Below are 18,582 nucleotides of genomic sequence, written 5' to 3'. Positions count from 1 at the left end.
GTAATGAAATAGCGAGTAATTACACATTTGAATGTGTTGCTTTTAAATAATCCCTCCCAGCCTCCCTTTAAAAAGGGAGGCTTCGCAAATCTAATTTTAATTAAATTCGCGATATTCCCCTCTTTTTAAAGATGAGTTAGGGAGAGATGTTTAAATAAGAATTCAATTCTGCAATTGATATATAAACTCTAAGTTTTCAAATGAGTAAATGACATAAATATTTATAAAAAAGGATTTAACCATGACCAAACGTGTCCCGATTTCGTTTGAGTTTTTCCCAACCAAAACAGATACTGGTGCGGAAAAACTTCGTGTTGTTCATCAAGAATTACAATTGCTAAACCCTGAGTTCTTTTCTGTAACTTATGGTGCAGGTGGTTCAACCCGTGAACGTACACTTGCAGCTATTAATGATTTTAATGGCAAAGGCACACCTGTTGCCCCTCACCTGTCGTGTATTGGTGATGATAAAATACGTATTGCTGACTTGTTGGATTTATATAGAGAACAAGGTATTGACCGCATTGTTGCTTTACGCGGAGACTTGCCATCAGGTCAGGTTGGCTTAGGCGAACTACCGTATGCAACAGATTTAGTCCGTTTTATTCGTGAGCATTCAGGTGATCACTTTAAAATTGAAGTGGCTGCCTATCCAGAAATGCATCCACAGGCAGACAGTTTTGATAAAGATATCAAACACTTTGTCGAAAAAGTGCATGCAGGGGCAAATGCCGCAATCACTCAATTTTTCTTTAATCCAGATGCATATTTCTACTTTGTAGAACGTATTCAAAAAGAAGGTATTGATATTCCTGTCGCTCCAGGCATTATGCCCATTACCAATGCAAGCAATTTAATTCGCTTTGCTGATGGTACAGGTGCTGAAATTCCACGCTGGATTCGTAAGCAACTGGCAACGTATGGCGATGATTCTGCGAGTATCAAAGCTTTCGGTCATGAGGTTGTAGTGAAATTATGCGAACGCCTGATTGCAGGTGGTGCACCAAGTCTGCATTTCTATAGCATGAACCATACCGAACCAAACCGTCAGCTTGTACTTGACCTTGGTTTGGCCTGATTTAGCTTTAAATCTAACAATTTACCTGTTTGTGAGTAATATCGAATGCCCCGTTTTTTTATTGAAGCTAATTTAGTAGTCAATACACAAATCGAGCTGACTGAAACTGTGTTTCATCATTGGGTGAAAGTATTACGTGCGCAGGCAGGTGAACAAGCCACTTTGTTCAATGGACAAGGTGGTGAGTTTCAAGTTGAACTTGTCGATATTGCAAAAAAATCTGCAACTATCGACATTCTAAGTTTTAATCCCGATAATCGCACCCCTACTTTTACCGCCCTACTTGGTCAGGTAATGAGTAAAGGTGATCGTATGGATTATGTCATTCAAAAATCGGTGGAGCTTGGCGTTGCTGAAATTCAGTTACTGACTTCAGAACGTTGCGAAATGCGTTTAAAGTATGATCGCGATCAGAAAAAAATAGATCATTGGCAAGGTATTGCCATTGCTGCATGTGAACAATGTGGAATGAATATTGTTCCGAAGATTCTTGTGCCACTCACTTTACAAGATTGGCTTAAAACCGAGTTGCCTGAGTCACGTTTAGTCCTTGCACCGAATAAAGAGCAAGTGGATGTTTTACACGATATTAAAACTCATATTGCTTTATTGATTGGTCCTGAAGGTGGTCTCTCGGAACAAGAAATTACGGATGCGAATCAAAATGGATTTAAAAATTGGTGTATTGGCAACCGTGTTTTGCGGACAGAAACAGCGCCTGTAGTCGCATTATCAATTTTAAATTATCGCATTTAAGAACAACCAAAAATTACGTGACATAACTCTAACAATTACATTGCAAGCAGACCTATTTCACGGTATTTTATAGCCGTGAAGTAAATTTTCAACCAAATAAAAACACAAAAACTGTGGTTTTCTGCAAATATTATTTAATTAATCAAGGTGCAACAGCAAATGGTTGATGTTCAGGATGAGCTTCTTTCGCATAGCATGAATGTCTTACAGATCAGAAGACTTGCTGGGCACATGCGAATTTTTTTAGCATGGGTTTTTTTTGCAAGTTTTTTTGATCTTATAATCTATTTTTTGTATTTTGATAAATCTTCAACCTATCTAAACTATTGGTTTATTTTTTTGGTTACCGTAATCGCTGGAATTTGGTTTTCTATATCGTATATCACACAAGAAAAAATTAAAAATAATGACAAAATTGATGCTATTTTTCAGCTTTTTTGCTTACTCATTGGTAGCAGTATTGGCATTGGTGTTGGCCTAATTTATTATTATTTACCAATTGAAAATCCACAAATGGATTATATACAATTGGTCATTTTATCTGGCTTATTGCTCAGTATTATTTACGTTATGGCTTTAACCTATTTAATTGAACGTTTTAGTTATTTTATTTGTATTTTTATACCTTCTGCTTTCCCAGCAGTTCTTTCACAAGTGCTTTATTTTGAAAAAATTCCGACGATTTACAGCATTATTTTTACCATTTGGTTCTCTGTTATTTTTATTAGTGCCTTCATGACAAATCGCCTGCACAATCGTTTAAACATATTAAATTTAAAAAATATGGCTTTAATTCAACAATCACAAAATCATTTAAATGAATCAAGCATATTACAAGTACAACTAAAAGATGAAATTACCAAATCTCAGGAAATTAAAAATGAATTGCTACTCCATAATCAATTATTAGAGCAAAAAGTTAAAGAAAGGACTTTTGATTTTAAGCAAATCAATGATCGTTTAGAAAACAATCAAGCCAATTTAGCCTTAGCTCATGAAACAGCAGGTATTCATTCTTGGGTCTGGAATATAGAGAAAAGATCCTTTGAAATTATTAAAGCGAATAACGAAACTGAATTCAGACAAACCAATTTAAAATATAACGGCATTAATGAACTGATTCACCCTGATGATATTGCTAATTATAAATTTCAATTACGTCAGCACCTCAAAGGGAAAACCGATCGTTTTGAAGCAGTGTATAGAGTTAAACATGAGGAGCAATGGTGCTGGATTCAAGATATTGGTAAAGTTATTGCTAGAAATAACTACAATAAACCACTTCGGATGGTTGGTATTCACAGAAATATTCAAAAAGAAACTACCGATCAAGAGCAACTAAAACTCGCTGCCAATGTATTTGAACAAGTAGCTGAAGGTATTTTTGTACTTGATAATAATTTGTGCTACTTAGAAGTAAACTCTTACTTTGAAAAACTACTTGGTTATGAACAACGAGATTTAATTGGGTGTCATTTATTTGATATTACAGTCAATAAAAATGAAAATGCTCAAAAAATTTATAACCTTATCACTCAAAAATTACTAAAAGTTGGCGAGTATGAATCAGAACTTCAAGTTGAATTTACTTCAGGGAAAAAACTGGTTCTTTGGGTTCATATTAATACAATTCAAGATGAAAAAAATAAAATTATAAATTATGTCGGTATTATTACTGACTTAACTGAACGTAAAAAACAAGAACAACGATTATCATACTTAGAACATTATGACATTCTAACCGACTTACCAAATCGTTTTTATTTCAAACAGCAATTGCATTATTATCTCAATCATTATTCAGAATCATTTAAAAATTTTGCAGTCTTACGTATTAATATTGATCGTTTTAAATTATTTAATGAGTTTATGAGTCAACAAGTTGGCGATGAATTACTCAAACAAGTCGCTCAAAGATTAAGACTCTGCTGTTCAAACTCTTCGCTCATTGCATATTTAAATAATGATGACTTTGCCATTATTTATAATTTAAGTAGTAGTAATATTTTAATTCATCAACATGCACAAGATATATTACAAGCATTCAGACTACCCTTTCATATCAATGAAAACGAACAAACTATTACGATTTCTATCGGAATTGCATTATTTCCAGAACATGGTCTACAACTTGATAGCTTAAATGGCCATGCTGAATTCGCTTTAAATGAAGCCAAAAATTTAGGGGGAAATACTGCTCTTTTTTATTCAAATAAGAAAATACCAATACTTCACCAAGGTGTAAATTTGGAAAATGAACTAAGAAAAGCAGTTAAATACAAACATCTATCCGTTTATTACCAACCTAAAATTTGTATCCGTACCAATCGTGTTTATGGGTTTGAAGCCTTGATGCGTTGGAAGCATGCAACGTTAGGTTATATCGCACCAGATATTTTCATTCCACTTGCAGAAGAAACCAGTTTAATTTCAGAAATTGGCTTAATCGTTTTGGATGAAACGTGTAAGCAAATTCGAGCATGGCAACAACTCGGTTTTGATCATTTCCGTGTTTCGATCAATATAGTTGCACAGCAAATTCATCGCGGGAACTTGGTTAATGATATTGATTATGTGATTAAAAAATATCATATTTCTGGAGATATGTTAGAACTCGAACTGACGGAGTCTTCACTGCTAGATAAATCGGAACAAGTTGACCAACTATTACAACAATTGAAAGACCGTCATATTTCTATTTCTTTAGATGATTTTGGAACAGGATATTCTTCACTGGCATATTTGACAAGGTATCCTATCGATACTTTAAAAATCGACAAAGCCTTTATTTCTAAAATTGGACAAGAAAAAGATGAAGCTATTGTGATTGCCATCATTGCCATGGCAACTGCGATTGGTATTTCATTAGTCGCGGAAGGCGTTGAAACCAAACAACAAGCGCAATTTTTAGAAAAACATGGTTGTTATATAATCCAAGGCTTTTATTTTGCTAAAGCATTAAATGCAGCCGACAGTACAGAATATTTAAAACAGCACAAACTCATTACAATCTAAGCCTAAATCTGAACATTTAATCTATAAATTGGTTGAAAATATATACTTTTTAACTGTTGGTATCGCTCAACAAATGTTATATTCGAGCAAATTTAGCCAAAACTACCTGCCTCGCTGGCATATTGTAACAATCGAGATTCAGATGGACGATCAATCATTAAAACAGCAAGCCCTTTATTATCATGAATTCCCAACCCCAGGGAAAATTAGCGTTACACCGAGTAAACAACTGGTCAATCAACACGATTTAGCACTTGCTTATTCTCCAGGTGTTGCAGCGCCATGCTTGGAAATTGAAAAAGATCCCTCAAAAGCAGCGCTTTATACTGCACGTGGTAACTTAGTTGCTGTTATCACTAATGGTACAGCTGTTTTAGGTTTGGGGAATATTGGCCCACTGGCTTCGAAACCGGTGATGGAAGGTAAAGGCGTTCTATTTAAAAAGTTTGCTGGTGTTGACGTTTTTGACATCGAAATCGCTGAAAATGACCCTGACAAGATTGTTGATATTATTGCAGCACTTGAACCTACTTTTGGTGGGATCAACCTAGAAGATATTAAAGCACCTGAATGTTTTTATATTGAACAAAAACTTCGTGAACGCATGAATATCCCTGTATTCCATGATGATCAACATGGTACTTCAATCATTGTCGGTTCAGCACTGTTAAATGCTTTACAATTGAACGGCAAAAAAATTGACGAAATCAAAATTGTCGCATCTGGTGCAGGCGCTGCGGCTTTGTCTTGTTTAGACTTACTTTGTGCAATTGGTGCGAAAAAAGAAAATATCATTGTGGCAGATTCACGCGGTCTCTTGACCACTAAACGTGAAGGTCTTGATGCATCTAAAATGCGTTATGTGCAAGATATCGAAGCTTCACAACTGGCAGATGTCATTGCAAATGCCGATATGTTCCTTGGTCTTTCTGCGGCAGGAATTTTGACCAAAGAAATGGTTAAAGTCATGGCTGCGGACCCAATTATTTTTGCATTGGCGAATCCAGACCCTGAGATTTTGCCTGAACATGCACATGAGGTTCGCTCTGATGTGATTATGGCGACGGGTCGTTCTGACTATCCTAATCAAGTAAATAATGCACTTTGCTTCCCTTATATCTTCCGTGGCGCATTGGATGTTGGTGCAACGACCATCAATGAAGAAATGAAGATTGCTTGCGTATATGCGATTGCTCGTATGGCACATATTGAAGCCGATGCTGCGTCTTATGGTGAAAAATCTGCATCTTTTGGTCGTGATTATTTAATTCCACGTCCATTGGATCAGCGTTTAATTTTAGAAATTGCCCCTGCTGTTGCACAAGCTGCAATGGATTCAGGTGTTGCAACTCGCCCAATTCAAGACTTCTCTGCATATCGTCAGCGTCTTTCTGAGTTTGTTTATAACTCTGCATTGATGATGAAACCGATTTTTGCTCAGGCAAAATCTGATCCGAAGCGTATTGCTTATGCGGAAGGTGAAGATTTACGCGTTTTACGTGCGGTTCAAATTGCTGTAGATGAAGACTTAGCGTTACCTATTCTCGTTGGTCGTACCGCAGTTATCGAAGCAAACATTAAAAAACTGGGCTTACGCCTAGAACATGGTGTGAATATCACCATCGTAGATCAGGAAAAAAATCCTGATTATGAAATGTTTGCAGACGATTACTACACGACGATGCAACGCAAAGGTGTAACGCCTGAATATGCACAACGTGAAACACGTCGTCGTTCTACCTTAATTGCTGCGATGTTAGTAAAATTCGGTAAAGCGGATGGTATGTTATGTGGTACATATGCAAGTTATGACATTCATTTAGATTTTGTGAAAAATATCATTGGTCTAAAAGAAGGTCGCAATAATTTCTTTACTTTGAATGCATTAATGCTCGAAGATCGTAATTTATTTATTGCCGATACTTACATCAACCGTAATCCAACCGCTGAACAGTTGGCTGAAATGACTATTTTGGCTGCGGAAGAAGTACGTCGTTTTGGTATGACACCACGTGTTGCACTACTCTCTCATTCAAGTTTTGGTTCGGATCAGAATGATCTTAGCGCACAGAAAATGCGTAAAGTATTTGAAATTCTGACTGAAATTGCACCTGAATTGGAAGTTGAAGGCGAAATGCATGCAGATGCTGCATTGGATGAATCGATTCGTCATTTTGCATTCCCGAATTCACGTTTCAAAGGTTCTGCGAACTTATTGATCATGCCGAATTTGGATGCTGCGAATATTTCGTTTAACTTGCTGAAAGCAACTTCAGGTAACAATGTAACCATTGGTCCTATCTTGCTTGGTGCAGCAAAACCAACGCACATTCTAACGCCTACAGCGACTACTCGTCGTTTGGTAAATATGACTGCGCTCACTGTTGCTGAAATTCAGGAAGCTGAGAAAGAAGCACTCTAAGCTGATTTAAATTAAACGACAATTTGTACGTTTACGCACATCTTGTCACTTGAGAAAACCTCTATTCTGTTGCATGATGGCACTAAGAATAGAGGTTTTTTCATGCAAGTTTATTTAGTAGGCGGTGCCGTCAGAGATCATTTGCTCGGACACCCCTATCACGAAAAAGATTATGTCGTTGTCGGCGCAACGCCTGAACAACTGCTTGCTCAAGGTTATCAGCCTGTGGGTAAAGATTTTCCTGTGTTTTTACATCCAAAAACAAAAGAAGAATATGCACTTGCCCGTACAGAGCGTAAGTCTGGGCATGGTTATCATGGTTTTGAATTTTTTACAGATCCGAATGTCTCCCTAGAAGATGACCTGATTCGTCGTGATTTAACCATTAATGCGATGGCAATGGATGAGGATGGTGTCATCTATGATCCTTATCATGGTCTGGATGATTTAAACAATAAAATCCTACGTCATGTTTCACAAGCTTTTGCAGAAGATCCACTGCGTGTTTTGCGTGTCGCTCGTTTTGCCGCTCGTTATACGCAATATGGTTTTACTGTTGCAGAAGAAACCATCGTACTGATGCGTCAATTGGCTGACTCTGGTGAGTTGCAAGCATTAACCCCTGAGCGTGTATGGAAAGAAACTTCTCGCGCCTTGATGGAAGATCATGCCAATGTTTATTTTGAAATTTTACGTGAATGTGGTGCTTTAAAAATTCTATTTCCCGAAATTGAAGCCTTATACGGTGTTCCGCAACGTCCTGAATATCACCCTGAAATTGACTGTGGTATTCATACCATGATGTCTTTGCAGCAAGCCTGTAAAGCGAATTATTCTTTGGATGTTCGTTTCGCAGTTCTCGTCCATGATTTGGGCAAAGCTTTGACACCTGTCGATGAGTTACCACGCCATATCATGCATGAGGAACGTGGTATTGCACCTGTAACTGAAGTATGTGATCGTTTAAAAGTCCCGACTCAGACCAAACAACTGGCATTGGCTGTATGCAAAGAACATTTAAAATGCCATCAGGCCTTTACTTTAAAAGCAGGTACTGTATGGCGTTTGTTACAACGTCTGGATGTTTTACGTCGTCCTGAACGTGTGGAAGCTTTTGTGCAAGCATGTGAATGTGATGCGCGTGGTCGTTTAGGCATGGAAGATCGTAGTTATCCGCAAGCACAGTATTTATTGGATGTGATGCAAACTGTTCGTTCCATTAAAGCCTCAGATTTACCGCCTGAAGTCAAAGGTCCGGATATTGGTGAAATGCTCATTCAGAAGCGGATTGAAGCCATTGCTCATCTAAAGCATAAGTTGGAGCATCATAGCCATACGGCGTAAAATGTAGACTCCTCTTAGTAATGGGAGGAATACCTTCGCTAGTGGCAATTTTAAAGCTTCTTGATGATGGTTTGTGTGGAACAATGAAATTTCATTTAAAGTAGCCTGATTTGCAAAATTAGACTACTTTATTGATTATAACCTATTGAAATAATTTATTTTTATTAAAAACTGAAATATAATTTTGATTTTAGGTGAACATAAGTTAAATAAGATATCTAAGACTGTAGCCTACGCAACTCAGTTGGTGCTACAGCTCAACATTATGAATCTGCGAAATTGTATTCACGATGTCGAGTATCCTAATAAACATAATATACGTTATGCAGAAATCTACGCGCGAAGTTCTCAATTCTCCGGATAGGATTTCTAAAAGTTAGAATTGAACCACTATTAGCTTTAAAAGAATTTGAAGTAAATTATTTAAGAGCTAAATAAAACAACTCTTCTGAATATGCAATCACCCAAACCAGAATAAAAAATATTAGTATTTCTAATATTTGGTGTACTCAAGACCTTTAGAATACTTTCAGAGCGTTATCTAAATAGAGGGAAAAGGCTTCGTTTAAGATTCAATTTGATTGCTGGAATTTACAACTTAGAATTGAATGAAAAATGAGTTACGAAAGAGGTCTAATGGCAGCTTTTTTTGCAAAAATTATCTCGCATAAGCCAACGATTCAAATCATTGAATGATTGGCTAAAGCAGGATTCTTGTTAATTAAGATTTTTAATCACCACATTTTTATGGTAAGCCTCGACAGGCTGGCCCACGATAACACGGTTCTTAAGTGCCCCTTCTCGCCAACTTGAACGGTAAATGCCCATTTGGAAATAAGGTGACCACTTTTGATGGTAATTATTGACCCCAGTGATGTTGGCTACTTCTTTTCCATTATGTTTCACCACTACTTTCCCAGGAATCATTTGATCGTTTGCATCAAGTTCTGACCATTGGATATCAAAATTCCAATCATTCCACTGGTTATATACCACAGGCACATCTAAGACATAACGCTTCAAAAGCGTTTCTGGAACTGCCAAGGGTGAAGTCATTGGCTTCAACTCATATAAATGTAACTGCCACTCAGGTTTTAGACCTGAAAGTACCAAGGCTATTGGGGGATTCAAATTTTTTCCATTTAGGTTAAAGCCATGCCACTGTGCCAGTATTGTTCCATACTGAAATACTGGCCATGTTGAGGGAATATAGTGAGAAAAAGAATAGTTATAATGGCCCCAATCAAATTGCTTTCGTTGTATTTCCGCGCGATAGCACTGACCATCATCAGGCACGACAAATTTGGCAACATTTTGCCCTGTACCAGCAGGATCTTTAACAATTGTTGCTGAACTACGATTTTCAAAGTGGAGGGCCATTGCATTCCACGTCGATAGATCATTACTGTATTTATCGACACTAATCGTCCCTGTCTCAAACCCATCACGAAAAATAACCTTACCCTTTTCTTCCGTATTGTCTACCAATACATCATCATTTTTAGGGTCTGGCATCACATCAGATGGATTAACAACTTGTTCTACATTTCTCGCGAAGACCTGTAGTTTAACTGTGGTGGTTTGACTGTCTTGTTGACCATCATTCACCACTAAACTCAGTTCATAATCTCCTGCATGGTCTGGAATAAAATGAAATATTTTATCCGTACTAGCACCAAAACTTGGGAAACTATTTTCAGGCTTTTTAACGACTGACCAACGATAGTTCAATGTTGTCGCGCTATCATCAGTACTTTCAGAACCATCTAAAAGTATGCTATCCCCAACCATAGCGCTGTCTTGCATTAATTGAATTATGCCTATAGGCACTTCATTCCGAATATCATTTATCGTTGCCGTTGTTGACTGATCACCCTGACCTCCCCCGCAAGCACCCATCCCCACAATTGTAGTTAAAACTAAAAAGTATCTAATTTTATTCATGCAAATGCACTCTATTTATACACACCCAAAATTAGTCATGTACCTTACTTCGTCTATGTCTCTTTGAGAATAGGAAATAGTTAAACATGGCCAAATTCAATTTTTAAATACCTAAAAACAAGCTTCATCTTAAACAATGAAATGCGCTGCTTTACTTATTGATAAAAGATCAATTTTTCTCAAAATCAACCTTTCAGCGTAGCCTCCTCATCTTATAACATTATGGAATTTCAGCTCTACTTTTTTTGATGACTGAACACCTCAAAAAATGATTATAAGTAGTGAATATTTTAAAAAAGTAATAAATGCCAAAACACTGTTTTAAAATCAATATATTGTTGTTTTGTATGTACTTTACACCAAACAGTAAATAATATCTAAGACGGATTTCCTATAGGATTTTGGGGATTTAGAAAAAATAAAGAAAGTAATGTAATATTATGAAATTAGTTTTAAAAACTGTTTTACCCATCGCTTTTATTTGTGGAATTCCAGCCACTCAAGCTGCCACTTCCGATGGAAAAATATGGGGTTTCTGCGGGCTCGTTACATGTAGTGGGCTTTTGTTGCACAAACCTACCATCAAAGGCTTATCAACTATATAATTTCCAAATGACTAAGCCTGCACCTAAAATCTACCGTACAACGAATTGGTCTTCTTATATGAGCAGTATACTGCGCAAGATTAATCAATTGAGGAAATATCTCGATTTGGTTTGATCCTACTACTCAATGGTATACACAGCTACAAGGTAAACAAGAGAGAAACCAAACTTATTCTGATACAGCTATTCAATACTGTCTCATGATCAAATCTCTATTTTGACTCTCTTTACACATAGTTATAGGTTTTGTTCAGAGCATCATTAGATTCTGTGGGTGAGATTGTATAGCCCCGAATATCAGTGATCAACTTCATCTACTCCTAAACTCTACTGGCTTAAAGTTTTTAGGTGAGGGTAAATGGAAACGTAAGAAACATCAGCCTGAATATCGCCGCCAATGGCGTAAACTGCATATCGGTATAGATACTAAAACCCTGCAAGGGCCGTACAGTTGGCTACGAACAATGTCAGTGATTCGCAAGTATTTGGGAATTTACTTGATCAAATTCCACCAGATGAGCAGATTGATTCTGTCTATACAGATGGAGCTTATGACACAAAATACTGCCGACAAGTGATTTCAGATCGACAAGCAGACGCGGTGATTCCGCCAAGAAAAAATGCGAAGCTCTGGAAAGATAAAACTCTGAGATCTTTACAGAGAAATGAATTATTGAAAACAGTCAAACGCCTAGGAAGAGCCATTTGGAAAAAGTGGTCAGGGTACTATCGTCGAAGTTTGATAGAAACCAAGATGCATTGCATTAAATTATTGGGCGATAAACTGAGTGCAAGGAATTTTCAAAGCCAAGTCAATGAGATTCATGAACGTGTAGCAGTCCTCAACAAATTCACTGAATTAGGCCGACCTCATACTCAAGTTGTCATTTAAATTTGAGGCGATATAGGGAACTTTAATTTATAAATCTTTGTGCAACGAAGCCTTTCTTTTACTAAGAAAAATTTAATAAATTTCGGATTTAAATCATAAATTCCGTACATTTATTAAAAAGCTTTCTTTGAATTATTAATTATTTGAAATATTTTATGCATCGGCACTGTTGTAAATAGGAAGATAAGCTGCAATTTTCTATGTTAATTACGTTTAAATTCCAACCCTCTCATTTTCCAACTAACTCAGGTTATAATAATGGCCTCCCAAAATATGGTTGATCTATTATGAACACCTCCATTGACCCTTTACACGGCAAAAAACTTGCTGACATTTTGGATGAATTATTGGATTACTACGGTGGCTTTGAAGGCCTAAATCGTAAAATTGAAATTAGATGTTTTTGCATAGATCCAAGTGTTAAATCATCATTGCGATTCTTACGTACCACACCATGGGCACGTGAAAAAGTAGAAAGCTTATATTTGTATGTCTTACGCCAAAAAGCTAAACAGAAATCGTAGCTATCAAAACCCTAGCCTCAGCATAATATTTTATACCAAATAGTAAACTACACTTATTGAATAGCCACCGATTTTTTAAACACCTTTTAATTAGTGGTGGACTGCCACCACTCTCCTAGACAAATTTAGTCTATTCTTAAGACCTTTTTAGTAGGAAAATATGTATTCATAGCTAGGTTCATGAACCAACTATTTTATAAGTTATCACTTTAGTGCTCTAAGTAATTAAAGTTATTGTTTATTAAGCATAAATTTAATTCTGAACTAGATTCTAAGTGAACATCAGTTAAGTTTAGGAAAATTTAAAAATGATCTTCTTTCAATAACGCCATAAAAGAAGTGAAATTATCTGCTAATTTTATAGTTCTCAACTTATTTTCAGTTGGTGATATTTCAATAAGGTCATCATGATAAATCAGAGTAATAGCTGGCTCATCAGTATCAAGATCATCTCTATAATCACAAGCGAGTAAGTCACCACCTGCAATCACAAGCGAGTAAGTCACCACCTGCACATTTTCCAAAAATCACTATGTGTTTATCCATAAATTCATACATATGTTCATCTGGTTGCATTAGTTCAATGGCTTCATAATCTTTGATAGAGTCCTGATACTTCTTACGGTCTTCTTCATCCCAAATTTCTATTTTTTCGTAGCCATAGCTGTAAAAATATTCATCTCTATCCGTGATTTCATCGTTATGCTCTAAAAATTCAAAATAGTTCTTTTTAGGTGTTAATCCATTGTGTTTACTGAGTAATTCAACATAAGATTTGGGGAATTTATACCCAATAGATTCAGCATATTTTTCAATATTTTTTCTATCAATTTGGCCATGATCTCTGCTTACATCAATATTCATTTAATCCGCTCAATTAATTTTTATAGTATAAATTAGGAATTAAAATTTCCATTTAACATAATGGTGCTTACTCGAAATCTATTTTAATTACTTAATTAAATTCGATAACTTAATTAATTTAAAACCACCTCAAAAACATCCAAATCGAAACATCTCGGCTTTTTTTAGGCATTTCAAAATATTTTGCAATCCAAAAAGACTTTTTGATTTTCCTATTTTAACCTATCACGACACATTCGCAGGAAAAGTAATCACCTTTTCTAACTTCATTTTATTCTGCACCACCATCAACAAACGATCAATTCCCAAAGCAATACCTGAACATTCAGCCATATTTGGCAAAGCTGCAAGCAAAAACTCATCTATCGGCATTATATGTAAACCCAATTTTTCACGTTCAGCATTATCCGCTTCAAAACGACTGCGTAACACATCGGCGTCAATCAACTCATCATACGCATTGGCGAGTTCCAAACCTTCAATATACAACTCGAAACGTGCCGCAACCTGCTCACCATCTTCATCAGTTTTAACTTTCGCTAACGAGGCCATTTCAGGTGGAAAATCGGTTAAAAATACGGGTGTATCAAAGCCTAAACTTGGCTCGACTATATGTGAAAATAACAAATCGATATAGGCAAGTCTGTCATCACCTAAATCAATATTCAGACCGACACGGCGCGCAGCATCTTTTAATTGCTGTAAAGTTGCCTGTAATGGATTGATATCTAATCGATCCATAAAAGCATGTTTATAACTATAAATAGTCGGACGTACTTCACCAAACCGCTGAGCGAGAACCACATTGAGCAAATCTGTCACTTCCAGCATCAAGTCTTTTAAACTCAATTCAGGGCGATACCATTCAAGCATGGTGAATTCGCTATTGTGCTTACGTCCATGTTCATCATCACGGAAAACTTTACAAATCTGATAAATCGCACCGCTGCCACTTGCCAGTAAACGCTTCATAGCGAATTCAGGTGAAGTCTGTAAATAATGTGTTCGCTGTTTCCCACCCACATGACGCAATGCCTGTACAGATGCCAAATGCACATCGGTCACACCTGCTTGCGACAACACTGGCGTTTCTACTTCCAATACATCACGTTCAGCAAAAAACTGACGAATTTGTGCATACATTTTGGCGCGAGCTTTAAGCGCAGTTAAATCACAAGTCGGTTGGTAATGAACCGATGTATTCATCATGCTTTAGGTCCTCCGTGCGCTGCCCATTCACGGCGCAACGGATACTTTTTACGCAAACAGTCAAAGGCTTTTTGATCGACCTTGCCATCTTTTAATGTTGCTCTTAAATTGGCATCATCACGGGAAATATTATAAATTTCAGAAAGATAATCTTTTAAAGTCTGTTTAATACTGTTGCCATAAAAAAATTGTTCACAAGATGGCAACTGAGTTTCAAATTTTTTATTCGCTGAATATTGGAAAGTTTTGCAAAATGCTTCATAAATCATCTGCGTACCTCGTGCCTTACCTTCAAGGCTATAGCCTGCAATATGTGGCGTCACCAAGCTAATCACATTCAGTAATTCTGCCGAAATTTCAGGTTCATGCTCAAAAACATCCAAAACCACCTTACGCTGTGTTTTTAAAATATCGGCAATTAAATCATCTTCGGCAACCACAGCACCACGTGCAGAATTAATCAATATTGCTTCAGGTTTCATCTGTGCCAAAGTAGCGGCATTGATCAAATGATAAGTCGGATGTTCGCCTGTTTGAGTTAATGGTACATGCGTGGTTATGGCATCGGCAGATTTTAATAATTCTGATAATTCAACTTGTTTAATCGTCTCACGCTGTACAAATGGGTCATGCCCAATCACATTCCAACCCAGTAATTTTGCCATATAGGCTAAACGCGAACCGACATTGCCTAGTCCAATAATGCCCAAAGTGAATTGATCATTTTGATTAATCAATGATGGATTGAGATGTAATAATGCAGTGATCACATATTCCGCTACCGCTTGTGCATTACAGCCTGCGGCATTTGACCACGCAACACCCTGTTTTTCGATGGCATTAATGTCTAAATGATCTGTACCAATGGTGGCACTGCCAATAAATTTAAGTGTACTATTTTCAATAAGTACTGCATTGACTTTCGTCACAGATCTGACCAGTAAGGTATCTGCATTTTCGACATCTGCATGGGTCAAAGTACGCCCTGCTTGCTGTTGGATATTGCCAAACTCGGCAAAAAAGTAGTCTGTAAATGCGAGATTTTCATCTGCAACGATGTTCATAGTGTCGTCCAGCGTATTGATGCCGCTATGATAACGCTTTGCAGCATTTTAGACTATGTCGTTCATACATCAAATCCTTTAAAACCAACAGAAAAAACCCGTAAGATCACTTACGGGTTTTAAAATAGAGAATAAATATCTGCTTAGAACAAACGATTCATACCATTCAGCGTAGCTACACGATAAGCTTCTGCCATCGTTGGGTAGTTAAACGTCGTTTCCACAAAATACTTAATGGTATTACGACCGCTTTGCATCACGGCTTGACCAATATGGATAATTTCTGCAGCGTTATTACCAAAGCAATGAACACCTAATAACTCTAACGTATCACGATGGAACAGGATTTTAAGCTCACCAACCGTATCACCCGTAATCTGCGCACGCGCTAAATGACGGAAAGATGCCTGACCCACTTCATACGGAATTTTTTCCGCAGTCAGCTGGCTTTCAGTTTTACCAAAGAAAGAAATTTCAGGAATAGTGTAAATCCCTGTTGGAATGTCTTTAACTGGTTTAACATCCAGTTCGCCGCTCATATTCGAACCCGCACAGCGTCCTTGGTCATATGCAGCCGAAGCCAAAGAAGGCCAGCCAATCACATCACCCGCAGCATAAATATTTTCAACTTCAGTCTGATACTGGTCATTAACTGTAAGCTGACCACGACTATTCGGTGCGATACCGACATTTTCAAGACCTAAGCCATCGGTATTCCCCGAACGACCATTACACCAAAGGATCGCATCGGCTTTAATTTTCTTACCACTTTGTAAATGCATCACCACATGATCATCAAATGTTTCTAAATGATCAATTTGTTCATTGTGGCGAATCAATACACCTTGTTCACGCAAGTGATAAGACAAAGCATCCGCAATTTCATCATCTAAATAACTGAGCAATTGATGCTGTGTGTTAATCAAATCAACTTTATGATCTAAACCAATGAAAATAGACGCATATTCGCAACCAATTACACCTGCACCATAAATGATGATTTTGTGAATTGGAAAATCAAGATCTAAAATTTTGTCTGAATCAAATACACGTGGGTGATTAAAATCAAGCCCTTGTGGATGATATGGACGGCTACCTGTTGCAACAACAAGTTGCTGGAAACCTAATGTTTCTTTCACGCCATCTTCATTAAAAATAATGACTTTATTTTTATCTTGGATATAAGCACGACCATGAAAAACATCAATATGATTGCGGTCATAAAAACGCGAGTGTGTATTCACCTGTTGCTGAATGACTTTATGCGCATTATGTAATACTTGTTTCATGGTGAACTGTTTCCAGTCGCCCACTTTTTTAAACATCGGGTCACGTTGGTAGCGAATAATGCTCGATACTGTTTGACGTAAAGCTTTACTTGGAATTGTTCCTACATGGGTACAGTTTCCACCAAGCTGCTCGCGAATATCGACAACCGCAACACGCTTACCCGATTTTGCAAGCTTCATTGCCGCGCCTTCACCAGCAGGACCAGAGCCAAGTACGACTGCATCGTATTTCACAAAATTCCCACTAAGGACTTCTTTCTTACGTGGCATTCAAAGCTCCCTATATTCAATTCAGTCTGTGTCTTATGCGATATTATGGACTAAACTCAATAATTTTTCTGTATTTCACATGCATATATTCCGTGATGACCACATTTAGTATATGAATAGTGTTTTTGCCCTATCGTTTCGCATTTCCGCTATAATGAAAATCATCTCCCCCGTACAAAACAGTGGAAAAGTTGAATATGTCAGAGAACCGTAAACCAGAACAGGGCGTAAAGTTACGTGGTGCAGAAAAAGTTGCACGTATTCCTGTAAAAGTTATTCCAACGGTTGAAACGCCTCGGAAACCTGATTGGATTCGGGTCAAGATGGCTGCGCCTGATGAAGTTCAACGCATTAAAACCACGCTACGCGCACAAAAATTACATACAGTGTGTGAAGAAGCGGCTTGCCCGAACTTACCTGAATGTTTTGGTGGTGGTACAGCAACCTTTATGATTATGGGTGATATTTGTACCCGTCGTTGTCCATTCTGTGATGTTGCACATGGCCGTCCAAATGCTTTGGATGCAGATGAACCACGTCACATGGCAGAAACCATTTCCAATTTAGGTTTAAAATACGCAGTGATTACGTCTGTAGACCGTGATGATCTATTGGATGGTGGCGCACAGCATTTTGTAGATTGTATTAAAGAAGCTCGTGCATTAAGCCCTAAAACGCTGCTTGAAATTTTAGTTCCAGATTTCCGTGGTCGTATGGATGTTGCGCTACGCATTATGACAGAATGCCCGCCAGATGTGTTTAATCACAACATTGAAACTGTGCCACGTCTATATAAAGCCATGCGTCCAGGTTCAGATTATCAACACTCTTTAACTTTATTAAAGATGTTTAAAGAATACTGTCCAGATGTTCCAACTAAATGTGGTCTGATGGTCGGATTGGGTGAAACTGAAGAAGAAGTGCTTGCTCTGCTTGATGATCTTCGTGCTCATGATGTCGATTACATTACGATTGGACAATATTTACAGCCTTCTAAACAACATGCGCCAATTGACCGTTTTGTAACACCAGAAGAGTTCGAGCGTTATACTGCACATGGTCACAAACTTGGCTTCCGTAATATTTGGGCTGCACCGATGGTACGTTCTAGCTATTTTGCAGACCGTCAATATTATGGTGAGCCTGTACCTGCGGTACGTCGTAAAGCTGACCCTGCAAAGAAAATTACTGTTCAGACCATTGAAGCTTAATTGATCATTGTCATGAATCATCAATAAATAAAAAAGCCCTCACTATCGAGGGCTTTTTTATGCTGTCCATATCACGCAATTACAAACTGCTTTAC

General features: G+C 37.4%; 13 protein-coding genes and 2 pseudogenes. 9 read left to right on the top strand and 6 right to left on the bottom strand.

Annotated elements, in window-relative coordinates; translation table 11 throughout:
* Positions 1–241: 241 nt before the first annotated feature.
* The 6 genes and pseudogenes from metF to ACG94X_RS06115 form a co-directional block, all read left to right on the top strand.
* Positions 242–1,078 (top strand): methylenetetrahydrofolate reductase [NAD(P)H], encoded by an 837-nt coding sequence (gene metF, locus ACG94X_RS06140; protein WP_419382864.1) that lies wholly within the window; start codon positions 242–244, stop codon positions 1,076–1,078.
* A 45-nt stretch (positions 1,079–1,123) separates the two neighbouring features.
* Positions 1,124–1,834: a 16S rRNA (uracil(1498)-N(3))-methyltransferase gene (locus ACG94X_RS06135; RefSeq protein WP_419382863.1), complete on the top strand. Its 711-nt coding sequence runs from the start codon at positions 1,124–1,126 to the stop codon at positions 1,832–1,834.
* 339 nt (positions 1,835–2,173) lie between these two features.
* Positions 2,174–4,849, top strand: coding sequence for a sensor domain-containing protein (locus ACG94X_RS06130; protein WP_419382862.1), 2,676 nt, complete (start codon positions 2,174–2,176; stop codon positions 4,847–4,849).
* Between the two features lie 142 nt (positions 4,850–4,991).
* Positions 4,992–7,271, top strand: a complete 2,280-nt coding sequence (locus ACG94X_RS06125; RefSeq protein WP_419382861.1) for an NADP-dependent malic enzyme — start codon at positions 4,992–4,994, stop codon at positions 7,269–7,271.
* Positions 7,272–7,373: 102 nt separating this feature from the next.
* On the top strand, positions 7,374–8,615 hold the full coding sequence (locus ACG94X_RS06120; RefSeq protein WP_419382860.1) for a multifunctional CCA addition/repair protein: 1,242 nt from the start codon (positions 7,374–7,376) through the stop codon (positions 8,613–8,615).
* Between the two features lie 502 nt (positions 8,616–9,117).
* Positions 9,118–9,234: pseudogene (locus tag ACG94X_RS06115) on the top strand (IS5/IS1182 family transposase); the annotation flags it as partial.
* A gap of 98 nt (positions 9,235–9,332) precedes the next feature.
* Here the strand turns inward: ACG94X_RS06115 and ACG94X_RS06110 are convergent.
* Positions 9,333–10,559, bottom strand: coding sequence for a heparin lyase I family protein (locus ACG94X_RS06110; RefSeq protein WP_419382859.1), 1,227 nt, complete (start codon positions 10,557–10,559; stop codon positions 9,333–9,335).
* Between the two features lie 612 nt (positions 10,560–11,171).
* On the opposite strand from ACG94X_RS06110, the pseudogene ACG94X_RS06105 reads away from it, so the two are divergent.
* Positions 11,172–12,056 (top strand): annotated as a pseudogene (locus ACG94X_RS06105) (IS5 family transposase).
* A 287-nt stretch (positions 12,057–12,343) separates the two neighbouring features.
* Complete coding sequence (locus ACG94X_RS06100) at positions 12,344–12,580, top strand: VF530 family protein (RefSeq protein ID WP_419382858.1); 237 nt, start codon at positions 12,344–12,346, stop codon at positions 12,578–12,580.
* 302 nt (positions 12,581–12,882) lie between these two features.
* On the opposite strand, the gene ACG94X_RS06095 is transcribed toward ACG94X_RS06100, so the two are convergent.
* From ACG94X_RS06095 to sthA, 5 genes are all read right to left on the bottom strand, one after another.
* On the bottom strand, positions 12,883–13,071 hold the full coding sequence (locus tag ACG94X_RS06095; RefSeq protein ID WP_419382857.1) for a hypothetical protein: 189 nt from the start codon (positions 13,069–13,071) through the stop codon (positions 12,883–12,885).
* On the bottom strand, positions 13,055–13,444 hold the full coding sequence (locus ACG94X_RS06090; RefSeq protein WP_419382856.1) for an SMI1/KNR4 family protein: 390 nt from the start codon (positions 13,442–13,444) through the stop codon (positions 13,055–13,057). The genes ACG94X_RS06095 and ACG94X_RS06090 overlap by 17 nt, the downstream gene beginning before the upstream one ends.
* Before the next feature lie 225 nt (positions 13,445–13,669).
* A complete protein-coding gene (gene epmA, locus ACG94X_RS06085) occupies positions 13,670–14,650 on the bottom strand; it encodes an EF-P lysine aminoacylase EpmA (protein WP_419383026.1) in 981 nt (326 codons plus the stop codon).
* Positions 14,650–15,717: a 4-phosphoerythronate dehydrogenase gene (locus ACG94X_RS06080; protein WP_419382855.1), complete on the bottom strand. Its 1,068-nt coding sequence runs from the start codon at positions 15,715–15,717 to the stop codon at positions 14,650–14,652. The genes epmA and ACG94X_RS06080 overlap by 1 nt, the downstream gene beginning before the upstream one ends.
* A 143-nt stretch (positions 15,718–15,860) precedes the next feature.
* Positions 15,861–17,276 carry a Si-specific NAD(P)(+) transhydrogenase gene (gene sthA / locus ACG94X_RS06075; RefSeq protein ID WP_419382854.1) on the bottom strand — a complete coding sequence of 472 codons (1,416 nt, stop codon included), beginning with the start codon at positions 17,274–17,276 and terminating at the stop codon, positions 15,861–15,863.
* A 197-nt stretch (positions 17,277–17,473) separates the two neighbouring features.
* Here sthA and lipA point away from each other — a divergent pair, with 197 nt between their 5' ends.
* Positions 17,474–18,487, top strand: a complete 1,014-nt coding sequence (lipA, locus tag ACG94X_RS06070; RefSeq protein ID WP_419382853.1) for a lipoyl synthase — start codon at positions 17,474–17,476, stop codon at positions 18,485–18,487.
* Positions 18,488–18,582 lie beyond the last annotated feature (95 nt).

The organism is Acinetobacter psychrotolerans (assembly GCF_048552595.1).
Lineage (GTDB): Bacteria > Pseudomonadota > Gammaproteobacteria > Pseudomonadales > Moraxellaceae > Acinetobacter.
The sequence above is the reverse complement of the archived record's forward strand: the minus strand, read 5'-3'. Positions and strand labels throughout refer to the sequence as shown.